The organism is Streptomyces sp. NPDC004838 (genome assembly GCF_053600955.1).
The window spans coordinates 313,581-329,416 of record NZ_JBSGAW010000005.1; the positions used below are offsets into that span (position 1 = coordinate 313,581).

The window sequence follows — 15,836 nt, forward strand, 5'->3', positions numbered from 1 at the left end:
GTACGGCACCCGCTGTGGAGGCACGCGTCATGCCACCCGAACGGGGTCAGCCGGTGGCTGCCGGGTGCTGGGTGCGGCTGACGTCGTACACGCCCGGCACATCGCGCATGGCCCGCATCAGGGCGGGAAGTCCCGCGGCGTCGGGGAGTTGCAGGGTGTAGGTGTGCCGTACGCGCTGCTCACTCGGCGGTTCGACGGTGGCGGAGACGATGGCCGCGCCTTCGGTGGCGATGGCCTCGGTGAGGTCGGCGAGCAGCCGGGGGCGGCCGAAGGACTCGGCGACGAGGGTCACCCGGCAGCCGGTGGCATCGCCCCAGCGGACCGGGATCGGCTCGCGCTCAAGGGATTTCATACGGGAGGCGGCGGGGCACTGCTCGCGGTGGACGGTCACCACCCCGCCGCGTACCGCGAAGCCGGTGACCGAATCCGGCGGCACCGGCGTACAGCATCCGGCGAGCCGGACGATCGCGTCCGGGAGGTCGACGACGGCGTTGGCGGAGCTGCGCCGTTCGGTGGTGACGGGGGCGGCTCTGCGGGGTGTCGCTTCGACGACGTCCGACCCGGCCGGGTGGGCTTCGAGCCAGGCGGTGATGGCGATGCGCGCGGCGGGGGTGCGGGCGTGGTCGAGCCAGGCGGGGGACGGCCCTGAGACCGTGTCCGGGGTGGTCCGCGCGTTCGTGCCCGCCGCGCCGACCGCGTTCGTGGCCGTGTCCGGGGCTGTGCCCGGCACCGCGTCGGTGACTTCGTTCGTGACCGCGTTCGGCTCTGTGCCCGGAATGCCGCCGGAGACCGCTCCGGCGTCCGCCGGGAGAGCCGGTGCGGGGAGCTGACCGGGAACCGCGTCCTGGGCGAGCAGCAGATGGACGGTGTCGCCGTCCTTCAGAACGGTACTGAGCGTCGCCAGTCGGCCGTTGACGCGGGCACCGATGCAGTTGTGGGCCAGTTCGCCGTACTGCGCGTAGGCGGCGTCGACACAGCTCGCGCCGGCGGGCAGTCCGAGCATCCGGCCGTCGGCGCGGAACACGGTGATCTCGCGGTCCTGCGCCAGGTCGGCACGCAGGGACGTCCAGAACGTGTCGGAGTCCGGGGTGGACTCCTGCCATTCCAGGAGCCGCGAGAGCCAGCCGGGCCTGGTCGGGTCCGCGCGCTCGCCGTCGGCGGGTTCGGCCCCGGTGCTCTCGGCGGGCGGATAGGGGTTGCCGAGGGCGATCACTCCCGCCTCCGCGACCTTGTGCATCTGGTGCGTGCGGATGAGGACTTCCGCGACCGCGCCGTCCGGCCCGGCCACGGCCGTGTGCAGCGACTGGTACAGGTTGAATTTGGGGGCGGCGATGAAGTCCTTGAACTCGGAGATCACCGGGGTGAAGCAGGTGTGCAGTTCGCCGAGTACGCCGTAGCAGTCGGCGTCCTCGCCGACCAGGACCAGCAGTCGCCCGAAGTCGGTCCCGCGCAGCTCGCCCCGTTTGAGGCTGACCCGGTGGACGGAGACGAAATGACGGGGTCTGATGAGGACTTCCGCGACGATTCCGGCGTCTTTCAGTGCGTTCCCGAAGCGCTCCGCGACGATTTCGAGCATGGCGCCCGCTGTGGTGTTGCCGGCGATGAGCGCGCGGGTGCGTTCGTACTCCTCGGGGTGGAGGATGGCGAAGACGAGGTCCTCCAGCTCGGTCTTGAGCGCCTGTACGCCGAGGCGTTCGGCGAGCGGGATGAGGACATCGCGGGTGACCTTGGCGATACGGGCCTGCTTTTCGGGGCGCATCACGCCGAGGGTGCGCATGTTGTGCAGCCGGTCGGCGAGTTTGATCGACATCACACGGACGTCGTTGCCGGTGGCGACGAGCATCTTGCGGAAGGTCTCGGGCTCCGCCGCCGCGCCGTAGTCGACCTTCTCCAGCTTGGTGACCCCGTCGACCAGGTAGGCGACTTCCGCTCCGAATTCCGTTCTGACCTGTTCAAGGGTCACATCGGTGTCCTCGACGGTGTCGTGGAGGAGTGATGCGGTCAGGGTGGTGGTCTCCGCACCCAGTTCGGCGAGGATCAGGGTGACGGCGAGCGGGTGCGTGATGTACGGCTCGCCGCTCTTGCGGAACTGCCCCCGGTGGGACGACTCCGCCAGGACGTACGCCTTGCGCAGGGTCGCGAGATCGGCGTCGGCGTGGTGCGCGCGGTGCACATCGGCGACATGGCCGATCGCGTCGGGCAGCCGGTCACGGCCCGCCGGGCCGAGGAGCGCGGCGCGGCCCAGCCTGCGGAGGTCGATCCTGGGACGGCCGCGTCTGCGGCTGTGGGCACCAGGGTTGGCGGCCTCTGCACTCATGGGGGCACCTCCGGGCGGCATTCGACCGGCGGTGCGGAAGGGGCAGGCGTGCCCTCCGGGCCGGTGCTTGATGCTACCGACCCCACCACGTGGAGCAGTCCGGCTCTCGCTCAGCGTGAACGGGATCACCCGTTCGAGCGAAGCTCTATCCCATTACGGTTTCGGAGCGTCCGAGGAGGGCCGCTCCGAGGTGTCCCTCCGCGACGATCAGCGCGGGGCCCGTCATCTCGATCTCGCCGTCGGGCCGTTCGGTGATCACCAGCCGTCCGCCCGGAAGATCCACGGTGTACGTGACGGGCACGCCGGTCGCCGATGGGTCGACGCCGTCCCTGCGGGCCGCGGCGACGGCGACGGCGCAAGCACCCGTGCCGCAGGAGCGGGTCTCGCCGGAGCCCCGCTCATGGACGCGCATGGCGACATGGCGCTCTCCACGTTCGATGACGAACTCGATGTTCACTCCGTCGGGGTAGACGGCCGCCGGAGTGAAGCTCGGCTCAGAGAGCAGGTCGCCCGCGTGGGCGAGGTCGTCGACGAAGACGATCGCGTGGGGATTGCCCATGTTCACATTCCGTGCGGGCCAGCTGCGACCGTCCACGATGACGGTGACGGTCTCCTCGGGGAGGATCGCACGGCCCATGAAGACGGTGATGTCGCCTTCCTGACCGTCTGCCGCGCTCCTCGCGAGGCGCACCCTCTTCACCCCGCCGCGGGTCGCCACCGCGAGGTCGCCGGCCCCTGCGTGGCCGGCGCGCTGGAGGTGGCGGGCGAAGACGCGGACGCCGTTGCCGCACATCTCCGCGATCGAGCCGTCGGCGTTCCGGTAGTCCATGAACCACTCGGCCTCGTCCGCCATGGCGCGGGCCTCGGGGTGCGCCACGGACCGTACAACATGCAGCAGACCGTCGCCGCCGACACCGGCGCGCCGGTCGCAGAGCCGGGCGACGACGGAGGCGGGCAGGTCGATGGCGTTGTCCGGGTCGGGGACGATCACGAAGTCGTTCTCCGTGCCATGGCCCTTGAGGAAGGCGACAGGAGAGTCCGGCGCGGTCGGCGCGGTCGGCGAAGGCTGTGCGGTGCTCACGTCGTCCATCGTACGAGGAGGGGCTGACAGCGGGTCCGTCACCGGACCTTCGCCTCCGGGCGGGGTGTCAGCGGAGGCGGGCCACTCGCCAGACGGCCAGTGCGACGATCAGCAGGCCCACTCCCGCGTACAGGGCGAGGACACGCCAGTCCGGGCGCTCCCCGGAGCCGCGCGGCGGCAGCCCGGGCCAGGTGTGGCCCACACGGCGGGCCGCCATCAGCCCCCAGCCCGCGGCGCAGCAGCTGATCAGCAGCCCGAGCATGGCGACGACCGCGCCCCCGTCGCCCGTGCCGAAGGCGAGAGGGAAGGCGAACATCAGGGAGCCGACCGCCGCGAGCACGACAATGGGTGCCAACTGCCAGATCCGCAGTCTGCGGGCCGGGCGCAACTCGACCTCGACCTCGTCCGCGAGCATGTCCTGGTCGTCGGGCCCGTCGGGACTCAGACGGGCCGCGCCGTCCACGGCGTCCGCCGCTTCCCGCGGCTGCCGCTCGGTGTCGTGAGGGCCGGCCTCCATCGCCACGCGCCCTCCCAACTCGGACTCCACGTCGATCGATGCTCGATGATGGCACGGTCCGGGCTGCCTGATTGACGGGCATGGCGTCCCGATGCCATCACGTGATCAGGCTGTAACCGCTCGTTCGATCAACGTCAGCGCCAGCCGCGGAAGTTCCCTCCTGTGCTCGACCCCACCATTCAGCCAATGCACGCGCGGGTCGCGTCTGAACCATGAATCCTGACGGCGCGCGAAGCGCTTGGTGGCACGGACGGTCTCGTCGCGCGCCTCCTGCGGGGTGCACTCCCCGGCGAGCGCTGTGAGGATCTGCTGGTAGCCGAGGGCGCGGGAGGCCGTGCGCCCCTCGCGCAGCCCCCGCGCCTCCAGGGCGCGCACCTCGTCGACGAGGCCCGTGTCCCACATCCGGTCCACGCGCAGGGAGATGCGTTCGTCGAGTTCGGGCCGGGCGACGTCGACCCCGATCTGGAAGGTGTCGTAGACGGCCTCATGGCCGGGAAGGTTGGCGGTGAAGGGTTTGCCGGTGATCTCGATCACCTCAAGGGCCCGGACGATACGGCGGCCGTTGCCGGGCAGGATCGCCTGCCCGGCCTCGGGGTCGGCCGCGGCCAGCCGGGCGTGCAGAACACCGGAGCCTTCCGCCTCCAGCTCGGCTTCGAGCCGGGCGCGGATCACGGGGTCGGTGCCGGGAAAGTCGAGGGCGTCGATGGCAGCGCGTACGTAGAGGCCGGAGCCTCCGACGAGGACCGGGGTGCGGCCCTCGGTGAGGAGTCGGTCGATCTCGGCCCTGGCGAGTCTCTGGTACTCGGCGACGCTCGCCGGCTCGGTGACGTCCCAGATGTCGAGGAGGTGGTGAGGAATGCCGGCGCGTTCGTCGACCGTCAGCTTGGCGGTGCCGATGTCCATCCCCCGGTACAACTGCATGGAGTCGGCGTTGACGACCTCACCGCCCAGTTGCCGGGCGAGGAAGACCCCCAGATCTGACTTTCCGGCCGCGGTGGGGCCGACGACGGCGATGACCCGCGGAGCGGGAGCTGCGCTTCTCACTGCCCCAGTCTCCCAAACCCTCGGAGGTGTCCCCCAACGAGGGACGTGACGGCACGGCGGGGGCTTCGTTGCGTGTTCCGAGGTGTCGCGTGCCGGTTTCGGACCGGAATCCCCGGGGAGGCGCAACAGGGCGCTCCGGGCGGCGCGGAACTTCGCTCGCACGAGTACGCTATGGAGTAATTATGGGTGTTTTCTCATGGTTCAGCCGTAAGTCCCGGACGACCGCCGAGGCAGCGGCCGACGAGACGACCGCGGGTACGGCGACGGAGGAGTCCCCTGCCGGCGGCGGTCTCGGGGCCGAGGCGTCGACGGGTGCGCCGGCCGGTGACGCGGCCGGGGCCACCGGAGCCGCGGAGGCGGACGGTGTCCCGGAGGCGGCCGCCGACGGCGTGGAGATTCCCCGGCAGCAGTCGGCCGGGGAGGCCGCGGACAGCGGGACCAGTGAGGCCGCCCGGAAGTAATCGAGCGGTTCAGCAGTTTGCACGAGTAGCAGGAAGTAGCAGCCGCCGGTTGCCACTGTTTCGCCACGAGGGAAGGTGGCCCATGGGCTTCATGGACACGCTGAAGGCCAAGCTCGCCCCGGCCAAGGACAAGGTCTCCGACCTCGCGCAGCAGCACGGGGACAAGATCGAGCACGGCCTGGACAAGGCCGCGAAGGCAGTCGATTCCCGGACCAAGGGCAAGTACAGCGGGAAGATCGAGACCGGTGCGGGCAAGGCGAAGGAGGCCCTGGACCGCATCGCGCACAAGGACGGCGGCGGCACCCCTCCGCCGCCCGCTTCTCCGCCCCCCGCCGCCTGAGCGGATCAGGGGGCAGAACGGCGGATGGCCGCGGAGCGCTGCGTTCCGCGGCCATCCGCCGTTCTGGGCACGGATAGGGGGCGCGGTGGGGACACGGGCGGTGTGATCCCTGTCGGGCACCAGCGGGCGTATCGCGTTCCGGTCCGGGACGAAGGTCCCTTTCCCGGCGCTGGGAACGCGCCCGGCCCTGTCACGACCAGGCGGCGACGAAGTACCCGACGCCGTAGGGGGCTTCGTCGTAGAGAAGCCTTCCGGCGAACCGGGCCTTCCCGGCGGCCCCGGCGAGCACCTGCCAGGGGGCGCGGCCGGCCGCCTTGAGTTCGTAAGCCAGGGACACGTCCAGGGCCTTGAGGGCCTCGGCGTCGGCGTCGGCCAGGGCAGAGGCGGCGAGCGCGTCGAAGCCCGCCGCCCGCTCGTCCAGATATCCCGGAGCCTTGAGCGTGCGGCAGGCGCTGCCGTCGCCCATGACAAGCAGGGCCACCCGGTCGGCGCGGGCGGCGATCTCCCGGCCCTTGTCCAGGCAGTGCTCCGGCGTCAGCCGCTCGCCGACTCCCAGCCCCTCCACCGGGGAGGCCCACCGGGCCCGGTCGAGCAGCCATGCGGCGACCGCCAGAGACGCCGGGAGGAGCTGTTCCGGCGTCTCCCCGGTCCCCGGGCGGACGCCTGGGAGACGTACGTCGGCGTCCACTCCGAAGCCACGGAAGGAGCCTGCCGTCGCGCCGGGATACGGAACGCTGCCCTCCTCGCCGTCGGGCCCGACCACCACGAGCAGATCAGGCCGGGACGCGGCGAGCACCCCGAGCGCGTCGGCGCACGCCGTCCGCGCCGCGTCGAGTTCGGGCGCGGCACCCGCGGCGACCTCGGGAACGAGCAGCGGCGGACAGGGGGACACGGCAGCGGCGACAAGCATGATCGTCAGCCTAGTGCGTGACAGGCGGCTCGGGCCGGGACGCCCGGGGTCCATGGCGCCCGGGGTCCGGGCCTGCAGTGGCTGTACGCCGTCAGTCGCTGCCGCAGCCCGGCGTCGCGGCGGCCGGGAGCGGGGCCGGGACACCGACCGTCGGCAGGCCCAGCAGCACGCCGGCGGGCTTCACGGGCTCGGCCGCGTTCCGCTTCTGCCAGGCGTCACCAGCGCGGGTGGCGCGTACGGACGTCACAGCGCCCTCCGCCAGCAGGTGGTGCGGCGCGGCGTAGGTGATCTCGACGGTCACCACATCGCCCGGACGCACCTGCTCCCGCGGCTTGGTGAAGTGGACCAGACGGTTGTCGGGTGCACGCCCGGAGAGGCGGTGGGTGGCGCCGTCCTTACGGCCCTCGCCTTCGGCGACCATGACATCGATGGTCCGGCCGACCTGCTTCTTGTTCTCGTCCCAGGAGATCTGCTCCTGCAGGGCGACCAGACGCTCGTAACGCGCCTGTACGACCGCCTTGGGGATCTGCCCGTCCATGGTCGCGGCGGGGGTGCCGGGTCGCTTGGAGTACTGGAAGGTGAAGGCGTTGGCGAAGCGGGCCTGACGCACCGTGTGCATCGTCTGGTCGAAGTCCTCCTCGGTCTCGCCGGGGAAGCCCACGATGATGTCGGTGGAGATGGCGGCGTGCGGGATCGCGGCACGTACCTTCTCGATGATCCCGAGGAAACGCTCCTGCCGGTATGAGCGGCGCATCGCCTTCAGCACGGTGTCCGAGCCGGATTGGAGCGGCATGTGCAGCTGGGGCATCACGTTGGGCGTCTCGGCCATGGCGGCGATCACATCGTCGGTGAAGTCGCGCGGGTGCGGCGAGGTGAAGCGGACGCGCTCCAGGCCCTCGATCCGGCCGCAGGCCCGCAGCAGCTTGCTGAACGCCTCACGGTCGCCGATGTCGGAGCCGTACGCGTTGACGTTCTGGCCGAGCAGGGTGATCTCGGAGACGCCCTCGGCGACGAGCGCCTCGATCTCGGCGAGGATGTCGCCGGGCCGACGGTCCTTCTCCTTGCCCCGCAGGGCGGGCACGATACAGAAGGTGCAGGTGTTGTTGCAGCCGACGGAGATGGAGACCCACGCCGCGTACGCGGATTCACGGCGGGTCGGCAGGGTCGAGGGGAACGCCTCCAGGGACTCGGCGATCTCGACCTGTGCCTCTTCCTGGACACGGGCGCGTTCCAGCAGGACGGGCAGCTTTCCGATGTTGTGCGTACCGAAGACGACGTCGACCCAGGGGGCGCGCGTGACGATGGTGTCGCGGTCCTTCTGGGCGAGGCAGCCGCCGACGGCGATCTGCATGCCGGGCCGCCGGGATTTCATGGGAGCGAGCCGGCCCAGGTTGCCGTACAGCTTGTTGTCGGCGTTCTCACGCACCGCGCAGGTGTTGAAGACGACGACGTCGGCGTCACCGTCGGCGTCCTCCGGCGCGCGGACGTAGCCCGCGTTCTCCAGGAGGCCGGAGAGCCGTTCGGAGTCGTGGACGTTCATCTGGCACCCGTAGGTGCGTACCTCGTATGTGCGCTTGACGTCCACTGCTCCGCTCCGGTCCCTGCTGCTCATGCGACAAGAGTAGGCGGTGCCGGGAGAGCGTCCTGCCCGGAGTCCGGAGGCACGGAGTACCGGAGCACGAGGAGCCGAGAAGGAGACCCTCCGGTTCCACCTCTGGCGTCTACTGGACAAGGTCTGGCCATCACGGTGAGTGACCTGGCAGGATCGCAAGCATGTTCCAGGCCCTGTCCCGCGTCAGCCGCCGTCGCGCCCTCCAGGCGTCCACGGCGGCCCTCGCGACGCTCGGCCTGCTGCTCTGGTGGATCCTTCCGATCGGGGAGTCAACCCCACGCGGGTCGATCACCTTCAGCACCGGCGTGCAGAACGGGGTCTACCAGCGTTACGGCGTTCTGCTGGAGGACGCTCTGGCCCGCGACCTTCCCGAGGTCGACATAGACCTCCGGCTCAGCGAGGGATCGCAGCAGAATCTGGCTCGGGTGGCGGCCGGCGAGGCCGACTTCACCATCGCCACCGCCGACGCCGTCGCCAAATACCAGCGGGACGGCAAGCCGGGCGCGGACCGGCTGCGGGGCTGCGCCCGGCTGTACGACGACTATGTGCAGCTGGTGGTACCCCGCGATTCACGCGTGCGGAAGATCGGGGACCTGCGGGGCAGGAAGGTGGGCGTCGGGCAGGAGGGGTCGGGGGTGCGGATCGTCGCGGAGCGGTTGCTGGTCGCCGCCGGGCTCGACCCGGACAAGGACGTCCGTTCCGTTCCACTGGGGATAGACACCGTTCCCGACCGGCTGGAGCGGGATGAGATCGACGCGTTCTTCTGGTCGGGCGGGCTGCCGACCAATGCGGTGCAGAAGCTGTCGGAGCGGTTCCCGATACGGCTGATTCCGCTGGAGCCCGGTCTGATCGACAAGGTGCACGCCAAGAGTGACGCGACGAGTTACTACCGGCTGGCGGTGATGCCGTCCGATGCCTATGCCGAGGCGCAGGGCGGCCTTTCGGTGGCGACGATGGCCGTGGCGAATCTCCTGGTGACCACCGACACGATGGACGAGGCGATGGTCGAGGGCTTCACCCGCACGGTGATCAAGAGCAGGGACCGAATAGGCAACACGGTCCACCCGGCGCAGCTGGTGGACCTGCGGACCGCGATCTACACGGCACCGCTGCCCCTGCACGAAGGGGCGAGGCGCTACTACAGCTCGGTCAAACCGTAGATCGTGGAGCTGTGGGCCGTCGGTTCACAGGCCGTCATGCCCTGGACAGCGGAGACTCCTCGCATCCCGGGACCTCGAACCGTCACGCCACGGGCCGTGGCACCACGGGCCGTGACACCACGGCCTGTCCCGGCCGGCCTGCCGCGCCTGGACGCTCACGCCTCGGGCCGTCCCGACGAGGTCTCCGACCGCGAGCGGCGCCCCGGACCGCTCAGAGCGCCCCGGAGTCCGCCTGTGGTGGTGTGCGGGGCACGCTGAGGGTCACTCTCAGGCCCCTCGGCTCATGGTGGGCGTACCGGATCCGGCCGCCGCCCGCCGAGAGCAGAGCACGGGAGATGGAGAGACCGAGGCCGGAGCCCTTGACGTTCTGGTGGCGTCCGCTGCGCCAGAAGCGGTCACCGATGCGGGCCAGTTCCTCGTCGCTCAGGCCGGGGCCGCCGTCCGTGATCACGATGGTGGAGGTGTTGCCGTCAGAGTCGACCGTGACAGTGACCTCTTCTCCGCGCGGGGTGAACTTCAGAGCGTTGTCGATCACGGCGTCCAGCGCGCTGGAGAGCGCTATGGGGTCCACCCATGCGGTGGTCGCGGACCGTTCGCCGATGAGCCGTACGCCCTTCTCCTCGGCGAGCGGACGCCACGCGCCGACGCGCTCGTCCGCCAGTGCGCCGATGTCGGTGAGTTCGAGTGCCGCGGAGGTGTGCTCGGCCAGTGCCAGATCGAGCAGATCGTCGAGAACCTGGGCGAGGCGCTTGCCCTCGGTCCGGACGGACGCGATCTCCTCATTGCCCTCGGGGAGTTCGAGTGCGAGGAGTTCGATGCGGAGGAGCAGCGCGGCCAGGGGGTTGCGCAGTTGGTGGGAGGCGTCGGCGACGAACGCCCGCTGTTGTTCCAGTACCTCTTCGACGTTGTCGGCCATCTCGTTGAACGAGCGGGCCAGCCGACGCAGTTCCGGGGGGCCGCTCGCCGCGGCGACGCGGGAGTTCAGCTGTCCGGTGGCGATGTCGTGCGTGGCCGCGTCCAGGACGCGTACGGGCCTCAGCACCCAGCCCGTCAGCCGGAAGGCCGCTCCTACGGCGAGCAGCATCGCCGCGCTCTCGCCCGCCGCGATCAGCAGCCAGCCACGGAGAACGCGCGCCCGCAGATGGTCGGTGGGCGAGTCGGTGAACACGACGGCGACCACGTCACCGTCCCGTACGACGGGCGAGGCGACGATCAGCCGGCCCTTGTCCTGCCACGGCCACACCTGTGGAGGGTCCTGGCTGCGCCGTCCCGACAGGGCTTCCCTGAACGCCTCATGGCCCGCGCCGTCCGGCGGCACGGACCAATGCTCGGGCGACCGGGCCATGAACTGCTTGCCGTCACGGTAGAAGACACCGGCGCGGATGCCGTAGGTGGCGTTGTAGCGGTTGAGCTGGTCCTGAAGGGTGGAGCGCCGTTCGTCCGCGCTGCCCGAGTTCTCGGTGACGAACTGGGCGAGCGCCGCGAACCGTACCGTGTCGTCGATCCGGTCGACCACGACGTGCTGCTGCTGGGCGGCGGCGACGCTGACGGCGAGCGGGAAGCCGAGCGCGAGCAGCACACCGGCCATCAGGACGATGAGCAGGGGAAGAAGTCTGGTACGCACGAAGGGGCTAGGTCGTTTCTGATGGATCAGGCTGGATCAGTGAGCGGGGTCTGGTGCCGTGGATCGCAAGGCGGAGGAGGGAGTCCATGCGGAGCATAGGTGACCGACGACAACGCGGCGAGGCGCGGTGCCAGGGCACGCGAGCCCAGCAAGATCCACCAGAAGCGGCCTAGGCGCTCGGGGCCACGAGCCGGTAGCCGACACCGCGGACGGTCTCGATCAGCGCCGGCATCCGCAGCTTGGAGCGTAGTGACGCGACATGCACCTCGAGCGTCCTGCCGGTTCCCTCCCAGTTGGTGCGCCAGACCTCGCTGATGATCTGTTCCCGGCGGAAGACCACTCCCGGCCGCTGGGCGAGCAGCGCGAGCAGATCGAACTCCTTGCGGGTCAGTGGCACGACCTCGCCCTCGACGCTGACGCGCCGGTTGGGCAGCTCGATGGTCATCGGGCCGAGCCGCAGGGCGTCGTCCGAGGCGGTGGCCGCCGGGGAGGAGTCTTCGCTGTTCGAGGTGCGGCGGGCGACGGCGTGAATACGGGCCAGCAGTTCACCCGTGTCGTACGGCTTGACGACATAGTCGTCGGCTCCGAGGTTGAGGCCGTGGATCCGGGACCGTACGTCCGACCGGGCGGTCACCATGATGACCGGAGTCGAGGTGATCTTGCGCAGTTTTCCGCATACCTGATAGCCGTCCTGATCGGGCAGCCCCAGGTCCAGCAGCACCACCGCGAAGGGTGGCTTGCCGGGGTGCGCGGCGGGCAGTACGGCCTGCAGGGCCTCCTCACCGTTGCGGGCGTGCACCACGTCGAACCCGTGCCGCGCGAGCACCGCGGACAGGGCGGCGGCGACGTGGTTGTCGTCCTCGACGAGCAGCAGTCTCATGGCCCCCCTTCGGTTGTGCGATCGAGCGTGCCGTCTGTGCGTTCGGACTGTTCCGGGCCAGGCCGTCCGGGCCAGGCCCGCCGGCCCGTCCGCCCGGTTCCGGTCCGTCCGTGAGTTCCGGCGCTCGATCCGGCGTTCGCGGGCAGTCCGGTGTACCACGGCATCGGTGTACCCCGGCATCAAGGCCGATTCCCCGCCGGGCAGTCAAGAGCGATTCAGCGGCCTCAGGGTTTCCGTTATCCACCCGGTACGCCGACAGTCACCCCCTTCACGCATGGTGTCCAGTTGAGGCCGGATCGTTATCCTCAATTTCCGCTCAGATGTAATGACGCTGGTCGCACCGCGTCACTAGGGTCCTCCCAACCGAGGAGGACGGAGCTGAAAGCCGATGAGCGGAGTGTCGGTGTCCAAGGACCCCGGGGACGTCGTTCCCGCCGATGGCGACCTGGTCGTACTGAGCAACGTCAACAAGCACTTCGGCGCGCTGCATGTGCTCCAGAACATCGATCTGACCATCGCCAGGGGCGAAGTCGTGGTAGTCATCGGGCCTTCCGGGTCCGGTAAGTCCACGCTGTGCCGGACCATCAACCGGCTGGAGACGATCGACTCCGGCTCGATCTCCATCGACGGAAAGCCGCTGCCCCAGGAGGGCAAGGAACTCGCACGGCTGCGTGCCGATGTCGGCATGGTCTTCCAGTCGTTCAACCTCTTCGCGCACAAGACCGTGCTGGAGAACGTCATGCTGGGCCAGATCAAGGTCCGCAAGACGGACAAGAAGGCCGCCGAGCAGAAGGCACGGAAGCTGCTGGACCGGGTGGGCGTCGGCTCGCAGTCCGACAAGTACCCGGCGCAGCTCTCCGGCGGCCAGCAGCAACGCGTCGCGATCGCGCGGGCGCTGGCGATGGACCCCAAGGTCATTCTCTTCGACGAGCCCACCTCGGCGCTCGACCCGGAGATGATCAACGAGGTGCTCGAAGTCATGCAGCAGCTGGCGCGGGACGGAATGACGATGGTCGTCGTCACCCACGAAATGGGTTTCGCCCGCTCGGCCGCCAACCGGGTCGTCTTCATGGCCGACGGCAGGATCGTCGAAGAGGCCACGCCCGACGAGTTCTTCAGCAACCCACGGAGTGACCGGGCCAAGGATTTCCTGTCGAAGATCCTGCACCACTGACATATCGGCTGATGTGACCGGCTGACGTATCGGCGAACCACGACGTAAGGGATGTTTCTCATGAAGCTCCGCAAGGTATCTGCGGCCATCGCCACGGTTCTCACCCTCTCGTTGGCGGCCACCGCGTGTGGCAGCGACGATGGCGACAGTGGTGACGGCGGCGGGAAGATCACCATCGGCATCAAGTTCGACCAGCCCGGCATCGGTCTGAAGACGCCCGACGGCAAATACACCGGCTTCGACGTCGACGTCGCCACCTACGTCGCCAAGGAACTGGGCTTCGAGGCAGGCGACATCGTCTGGAAGCAGGCGCCCAGTGCCGAGCGCGAGAACCTGATCGCCAACGGCGACGTGAAGTTCATCGCCGCCAGCTACTCCATCAACGACAAGCGCAAGGAGCGGGTCGACTTCGCCGGTCCCTATCTCCTGGCCCATCAGGACCTGTTGGTCCGCACCGACGACACCTCCATCACCAAGGCCGAGGACCTCAACAGCAAGAAGCTGTGCTCGGTCACCGGCTCCACCTCGGCGCAGAACGTCAAGGACAAGCTCGCCCCCAAGGCGGACCTCCGTCAGGTCGGGGGTTACTCCGAGTGTCTGACCGGTCTGGAGAACAAGGCCGTTGACGCCCTGACCACCGATGACTCCATCCTCGCGGGTTACGCCGCCCAGAAGGAGCACCAGGGCAAGTTCAAGCTCGTCGGCCTCAAGCTGAGCGACGAGAATTACGGCATCGGCCTCAAGAAGGGCGACAAGGAACTCCGGGACAAGATCAACAAGGCCCTGGAGAAGATGAAGTCGGACGGGTCCTGGGACAAGTTCGTCCAGGCCAACTTCGGCCCGGCCAACTACAAGAACGAGCCGGCGCCGGCGATCGAGACCAGCTGAGGCCAGCGGTGACGTGCCACCGGCCCCGGCCGGTGGCACGCGCCACGATCCGACCAGGGGAGATCGCGGGTCAACGTGTTTGATTTTCTCGATTCCGGGCAGTACGACCTGCTCGACGCGTTCTGGGTGACGGTGAAACTCACCGTCTACTCGGCAATAGGTTCCCTGATATGGGGAACGCTGCTGGCCGGTATGCGGGTCGGACCCGTGCCACTGATGCGGACGTTCGGGACCGGCTACGTCAATGTCGTCCGCAACACCCCGCTGACGGTCGTCGTCGTCGCCTGTTCACTCGGTCTCGACCAGACACTGAGCATCACCATGGGGGGCGGGAACTCCGAGGACATCGGATTCCGGATGGCCGTCCTCGGTCTGATCGCGTACACCGGCACCTTCGTCTGTGAGGCGCTGCGCTCGGGAATCAACACCGTTCCCGTCGGCCAGGCCGAGGCCGCCCGCGCTCTGGGGCTCGGCTTCTTCCAGGTGCTGACCCTGATAGTCCTCCCCCAGGCGTTCCGCGCGGTCGTCGCGCCGCTGGCGAATGTGCTGATCGCCCTCACCAAGAACACCACGGTGGCCTCGGCGATCAGTGTGGCGGAGGCTTCGGCTCTGATGAAGGTGATGATCGAGAACGAGGCCGACGCCCTCTTCGAGGTCTTCGCGGTCTTCGCCTTCGGATTCATCGTCCTGACCCTGCCCACCGGCCTGCTGCTCGGCTGGGTGTCCAAGCGTGTGGCGGTGAAGCGATGACGTCCGTTCTGTACGACGACCCGGGCCCGAAGGCCAAACGGCGCAACGTCCTGTACACCGTGTTGTTCCTGGTCGTCCTCGCGCTGGGCGCGTGGTGGGTGCTCTCCACCATGGCCGAGAAGGATCAACTGGCCTCGGAGAAGTGGAGTCCGTTCGTCAAGGACTCCGAGGTTTGGACCACGTACCTCCTGCCCGGACTCTGGGAGACCGCCAAGGCGGCCGCCCTCTCCGTGGTCATCGCCCTTCCCCTCGGCGCGGCCCTCGGTATCGGCCGGCTCTCGGACCATGCCTGGGTCAGGGTGCCCGTCGGCGTCGTGGTCGAGTTCTTCCGCGCCATTCCGGTCCTGCTGCTGATGGTTTTCGCCAGCGCGGTCTTCGTGAAGTTCGCCGACATCGACTCGGAATCGCGGCCCATGTACGCCGTGATCACCGGCCTGGTGCTCTACAACGCCTCCGTCATCGCGGAGGTCGTACGGGCGGGCATCCTCGCTCTCCCGAGCGGGCAGACGGACGCCGCGAAGGCGATCGGCATGCGCAAGGGGCAGACGATGACGTTCGTTCTGCTGCCGCAGGCGGTCACGGCGATGCTGCCCGCGCTGGTGAGCCAGTTGGTGGTCATCGTCAAGGACACCGCCCTCGGTGGTGCGATCCTCGGATTCTCCGAACTGCTCTATCAGAACCGTCTGATCACGGCCAACTACGGCGCCAACACGATCGCCACCCTGACGGTGATCGCATTGATCTTCATCGCTCTCAACTTCGCGCTCACGACGTTCGCGAGCTGGCTGGAGAGCCGGATCCGGCGGGCGAAGAAGAGTACCGGCGCGGTCGTCGACATCGACACCATCGACGCCGGTACGGCCAAGATCTGACACCAGGCAAGAGTTCCGGGGTACAGGGGTACCCGGGACGCCGACCGCCCGTGGCCTGGCGAGCCGGGCCAACGGGCGGCCGGTCCCCCCAGGGAGGCGGTGGCGCATCAGCACGGGTGTTCGCGCTCTCGGGTCGGGAGCCTGCACGGTCGGCACGGCCGGGTTCCGGTGGAGGTGCCGAGCCGAGTGCGGGAGACGATCGAGCC

The 15,836-nt window shown here is 69.2% G+C and carries 15 protein-coding genes; 7 read left to right on the top strand and 8 right to left on the bottom strand.

Going from position 1 to position 15,836, the window contains the following annotated elements; genetic code table 11:
* Window positions 1–46: 46 nt before the first annotated feature.
* From ACWEFL_RS08810 to miaA, 4 genes are all read right to left on the bottom strand, one after another.
* On the bottom strand, window positions 47–2,317 hold the full coding sequence (locus ACWEFL_RS08810) for a RelA/SpoT family protein (RefSeq protein WP_451709446.1): 2,271 nt from the start codon (window positions 2,315–2,317) through the stop codon (window positions 47–49).
* A gap of 145 nt (window positions 2,318–2,462) precedes the next feature.
* A complete protein-coding gene (gene dapF, locus ACWEFL_RS08815; RefSeq protein WP_451709449.1) occupies window positions 2,463–3,407 on the bottom strand; it encodes a diaminopimelate epimerase in 945 nt (314 codons plus the stop codon).
* A gap of 58 nt (window positions 3,408–3,465) precedes the next feature.
* Window positions 3,466–3,915, bottom strand: coding sequence for a hypothetical protein (locus ACWEFL_RS08820; RefSeq protein WP_451709508.1), 450 nt, complete (start codon window positions 3,913–3,915; stop codon window positions 3,466–3,468).
* Window positions 3,916–4,020: 105 nt separating this feature from the next.
* Window positions 4,021–4,959, bottom strand: a complete 939-nt coding sequence (gene miaA, locus ACWEFL_RS08825; protein WP_451709452.1) for a tRNA (adenosine(37)-N6)-dimethylallyltransferase MiaA — start codon at window positions 4,957–4,959, stop codon at window positions 4,021–4,023.
* 182 nt (window positions 4,960–5,141) lie between these two features.
* Between miaA and ACWEFL_RS08830 the strand changes: the two genes are divergently transcribed.
* Entirely contained in the window at window positions 5,142–5,420 is a 279-nt protein-coding gene (locus ACWEFL_RS08830; RefSeq protein WP_451709455.1) for a hypothetical protein, read from the top strand.
* An 82-nt stretch (window positions 5,421–5,502) separates the two neighbouring features.
* A complete protein-coding gene (locus tag ACWEFL_RS08835; RefSeq protein WP_451709458.1) occupies window positions 5,503–5,760 on the top strand; it encodes an antitoxin in 258 nt (85 codons plus the stop codon).
* A gap of 190 nt (window positions 5,761–5,950) precedes the next feature.
* Here ACWEFL_RS08835 and ACWEFL_RS08840 read toward each other — a convergent pair whose 3' ends face one another.
* Together ACWEFL_RS08840 and miaB are read right to left on the bottom strand one after the other, a co-directional pair.
* Window positions 5,951–6,670 carry a class III extradiol dioxygenase subunit B-like domain-containing protein gene (locus tag ACWEFL_RS08840; RefSeq protein ID WP_451709460.1) on the bottom strand — a complete coding sequence of 240 codons (720 nt, stop codon included), beginning with the start codon at window positions 6,668–6,670 and terminating at the stop codon, window positions 5,951–5,953.
* Between the two features lie 91 nt (window positions 6,671–6,761).
* On the bottom strand, window positions 6,762–8,282 hold the full coding sequence (miaB, locus tag ACWEFL_RS08845) for a tRNA (N6-isopentenyl adenosine(37)-C2)-methylthiotransferase MiaB (protein WP_451709463.1): 1,521 nt from the start codon (window positions 8,280–8,282) through the stop codon (window positions 6,762–6,764).
* Between the two features lie 161 nt (window positions 8,283–8,443).
* Here miaB and ACWEFL_RS08850 point away from each other — a divergent pair, with 161 nt between their 5' ends.
* Window positions 8,444–9,442, top strand: coding sequence for a TAXI family TRAP transporter solute-binding subunit (locus ACWEFL_RS08850; protein ID WP_451709466.1), 999 nt, complete (start codon window positions 8,444–8,446; stop codon window positions 9,440–9,442).
* Window positions 9,443–9,653: 211 nt separating this feature from the next.
* Here ACWEFL_RS08850 and ACWEFL_RS08855 read toward each other — a convergent pair whose 3' ends face one another.
* Window positions 9,654–11,066, bottom strand: coding sequence for a sensor histidine kinase (locus ACWEFL_RS08855; protein WP_451709469.1), 1,413 nt, complete (start codon window positions 11,064–11,066; stop codon window positions 9,654–9,656).
* 169 nt (window positions 11,067–11,235) lie between these two features.
* Window positions 11,236–11,946: a response regulator transcription factor gene (locus ACWEFL_RS08860; protein ID WP_451709472.1), complete on the bottom strand. Its 711-nt coding sequence runs from the start codon at window positions 11,944–11,946 to the stop codon at window positions 11,236–11,238.
* A 388-nt stretch (window positions 11,947–12,334) separates the two neighbouring features.
* Between ACWEFL_RS08860 and ACWEFL_RS08865 the strand changes: the two genes are divergently transcribed.
* The 4 genes from ACWEFL_RS08865 to ACWEFL_RS08880 all read left to right on the top strand — a co-directional run bounded on the left by ACWEFL_RS08865 (window position 12,335) and on the right by ACWEFL_RS08880 (window position 15,630).
* Window positions 12,335–13,120 (top strand): amino acid ABC transporter ATP-binding protein, encoded by a 786-nt coding sequence (locus tag ACWEFL_RS08865; protein WP_451709475.1) that lies wholly within the window; start codon window positions 12,335–12,337, stop codon window positions 13,118–13,120.
* Window positions 13,121–13,180: 60 nt separating this feature from the next.
* On the top strand, window positions 13,181–14,008 hold the full coding sequence (locus tag ACWEFL_RS08870; RefSeq protein ID WP_451709477.1) for a glutamate ABC transporter substrate-binding protein: 828 nt from the start codon (window positions 13,181–13,183) through the stop codon (window positions 14,006–14,008).
* A gap of 75 nt (window positions 14,009–14,083) precedes the next feature.
* Window positions 14,084–14,758, top strand: coding sequence for an amino acid ABC transporter permease (locus ACWEFL_RS08875; RefSeq protein WP_451709480.1), 675 nt, complete (start codon window positions 14,084–14,086; stop codon window positions 14,756–14,758).
* Entirely contained in the window at window positions 14,755–15,630 is an 876-nt protein-coding gene (locus tag ACWEFL_RS08880; protein WP_451709482.1) for an amino acid ABC transporter permease, read from the top strand. The genes ACWEFL_RS08875 and ACWEFL_RS08880 overlap by 4 nt, the downstream gene beginning before the upstream one ends.
* Window positions 15,631–15,836: the final 206 nt, after the last annotated feature.

Excerpts from the sequence above, each read along its gene's own strand:
- ACWEFL_RS08810 (WP_451709446.1), bottom strand. The coding sequence starts at position 2,317 with ATGAGTGCAGAGGCCGCCAACCCTGGTGCCCACAGCCGCAGACGCGGC.
- dapF (WP_451709449.1), bottom strand. The coding sequence starts at position 3,407 with ATGGACGACGTGAGCACCGCACAGCCTTCGCCGACCGCGCCGACCGCG.
- ACWEFL_RS08820 (WP_451709508.1), bottom strand. The coding sequence starts at position 3,915 with ATGGAGGCCGGCCCTCACGACACCGAGCGGCAGCCGCGGGAAGCGGCG.
- ACWEFL_RS08830 (WP_451709455.1), top strand. The coding sequence starts at position 5,142 with ATGGGTGTTTTCTCATGGTTCAGCCGTAAGTCCCGGACGACCGCCGAG.
- ACWEFL_RS08835 (WP_451709458.1), top strand. The coding sequence starts at position 5,503 with ATGGGCTTCATGGACACGCTGAAGGCCAAGCTCGCCCCGGCCAAGGAC.
- ACWEFL_RS08840 (WP_451709460.1), bottom strand. The coding sequence starts at position 6,670 with ATGCTTGTCGCCGCTGCCGTGTCCCCCTGTCCGCCGCTGCTCGTTCCC.
- miaB (WP_451709463.1), bottom strand. The coding sequence starts at position 8,282 with ATGAGCAGCAGGGACCGGAGCGGAGCAGTGGACGTCAAGCGCACATAC.
- ACWEFL_RS08850 (WP_451709466.1), top strand. The coding sequence starts at position 8,444 with ATGTTCCAGGCCCTGTCCCGCGTCAGCCGCCGTCGCGCCCTCCAGGCG.
- ACWEFL_RS08860 (WP_451709472.1), bottom strand. The coding sequence starts at position 11,946 with ATGAGACTGCTGCTCGTCGAGGACGACAACCACGTCGCCGCCGCCCTG.
- ACWEFL_RS08865 (WP_451709475.1), top strand. The coding sequence starts at position 12,335 with ATGAGCGGAGTGTCGGTGTCCAAGGACCCCGGGGACGTCGTTCCCGCC.
- ACWEFL_RS08870 (WP_451709477.1), top strand. The coding sequence starts at position 13,181 with ATGAAGCTCCGCAAGGTATCTGCGGCCATCGCCACGGTTCTCACCCTC.
- ACWEFL_RS08880 (WP_451709482.1), top strand. The coding sequence starts at position 14,755 with ATGACGTCCGTTCTGTACGACGACCCGGGCCCGAAGGCCAAACGGCGC.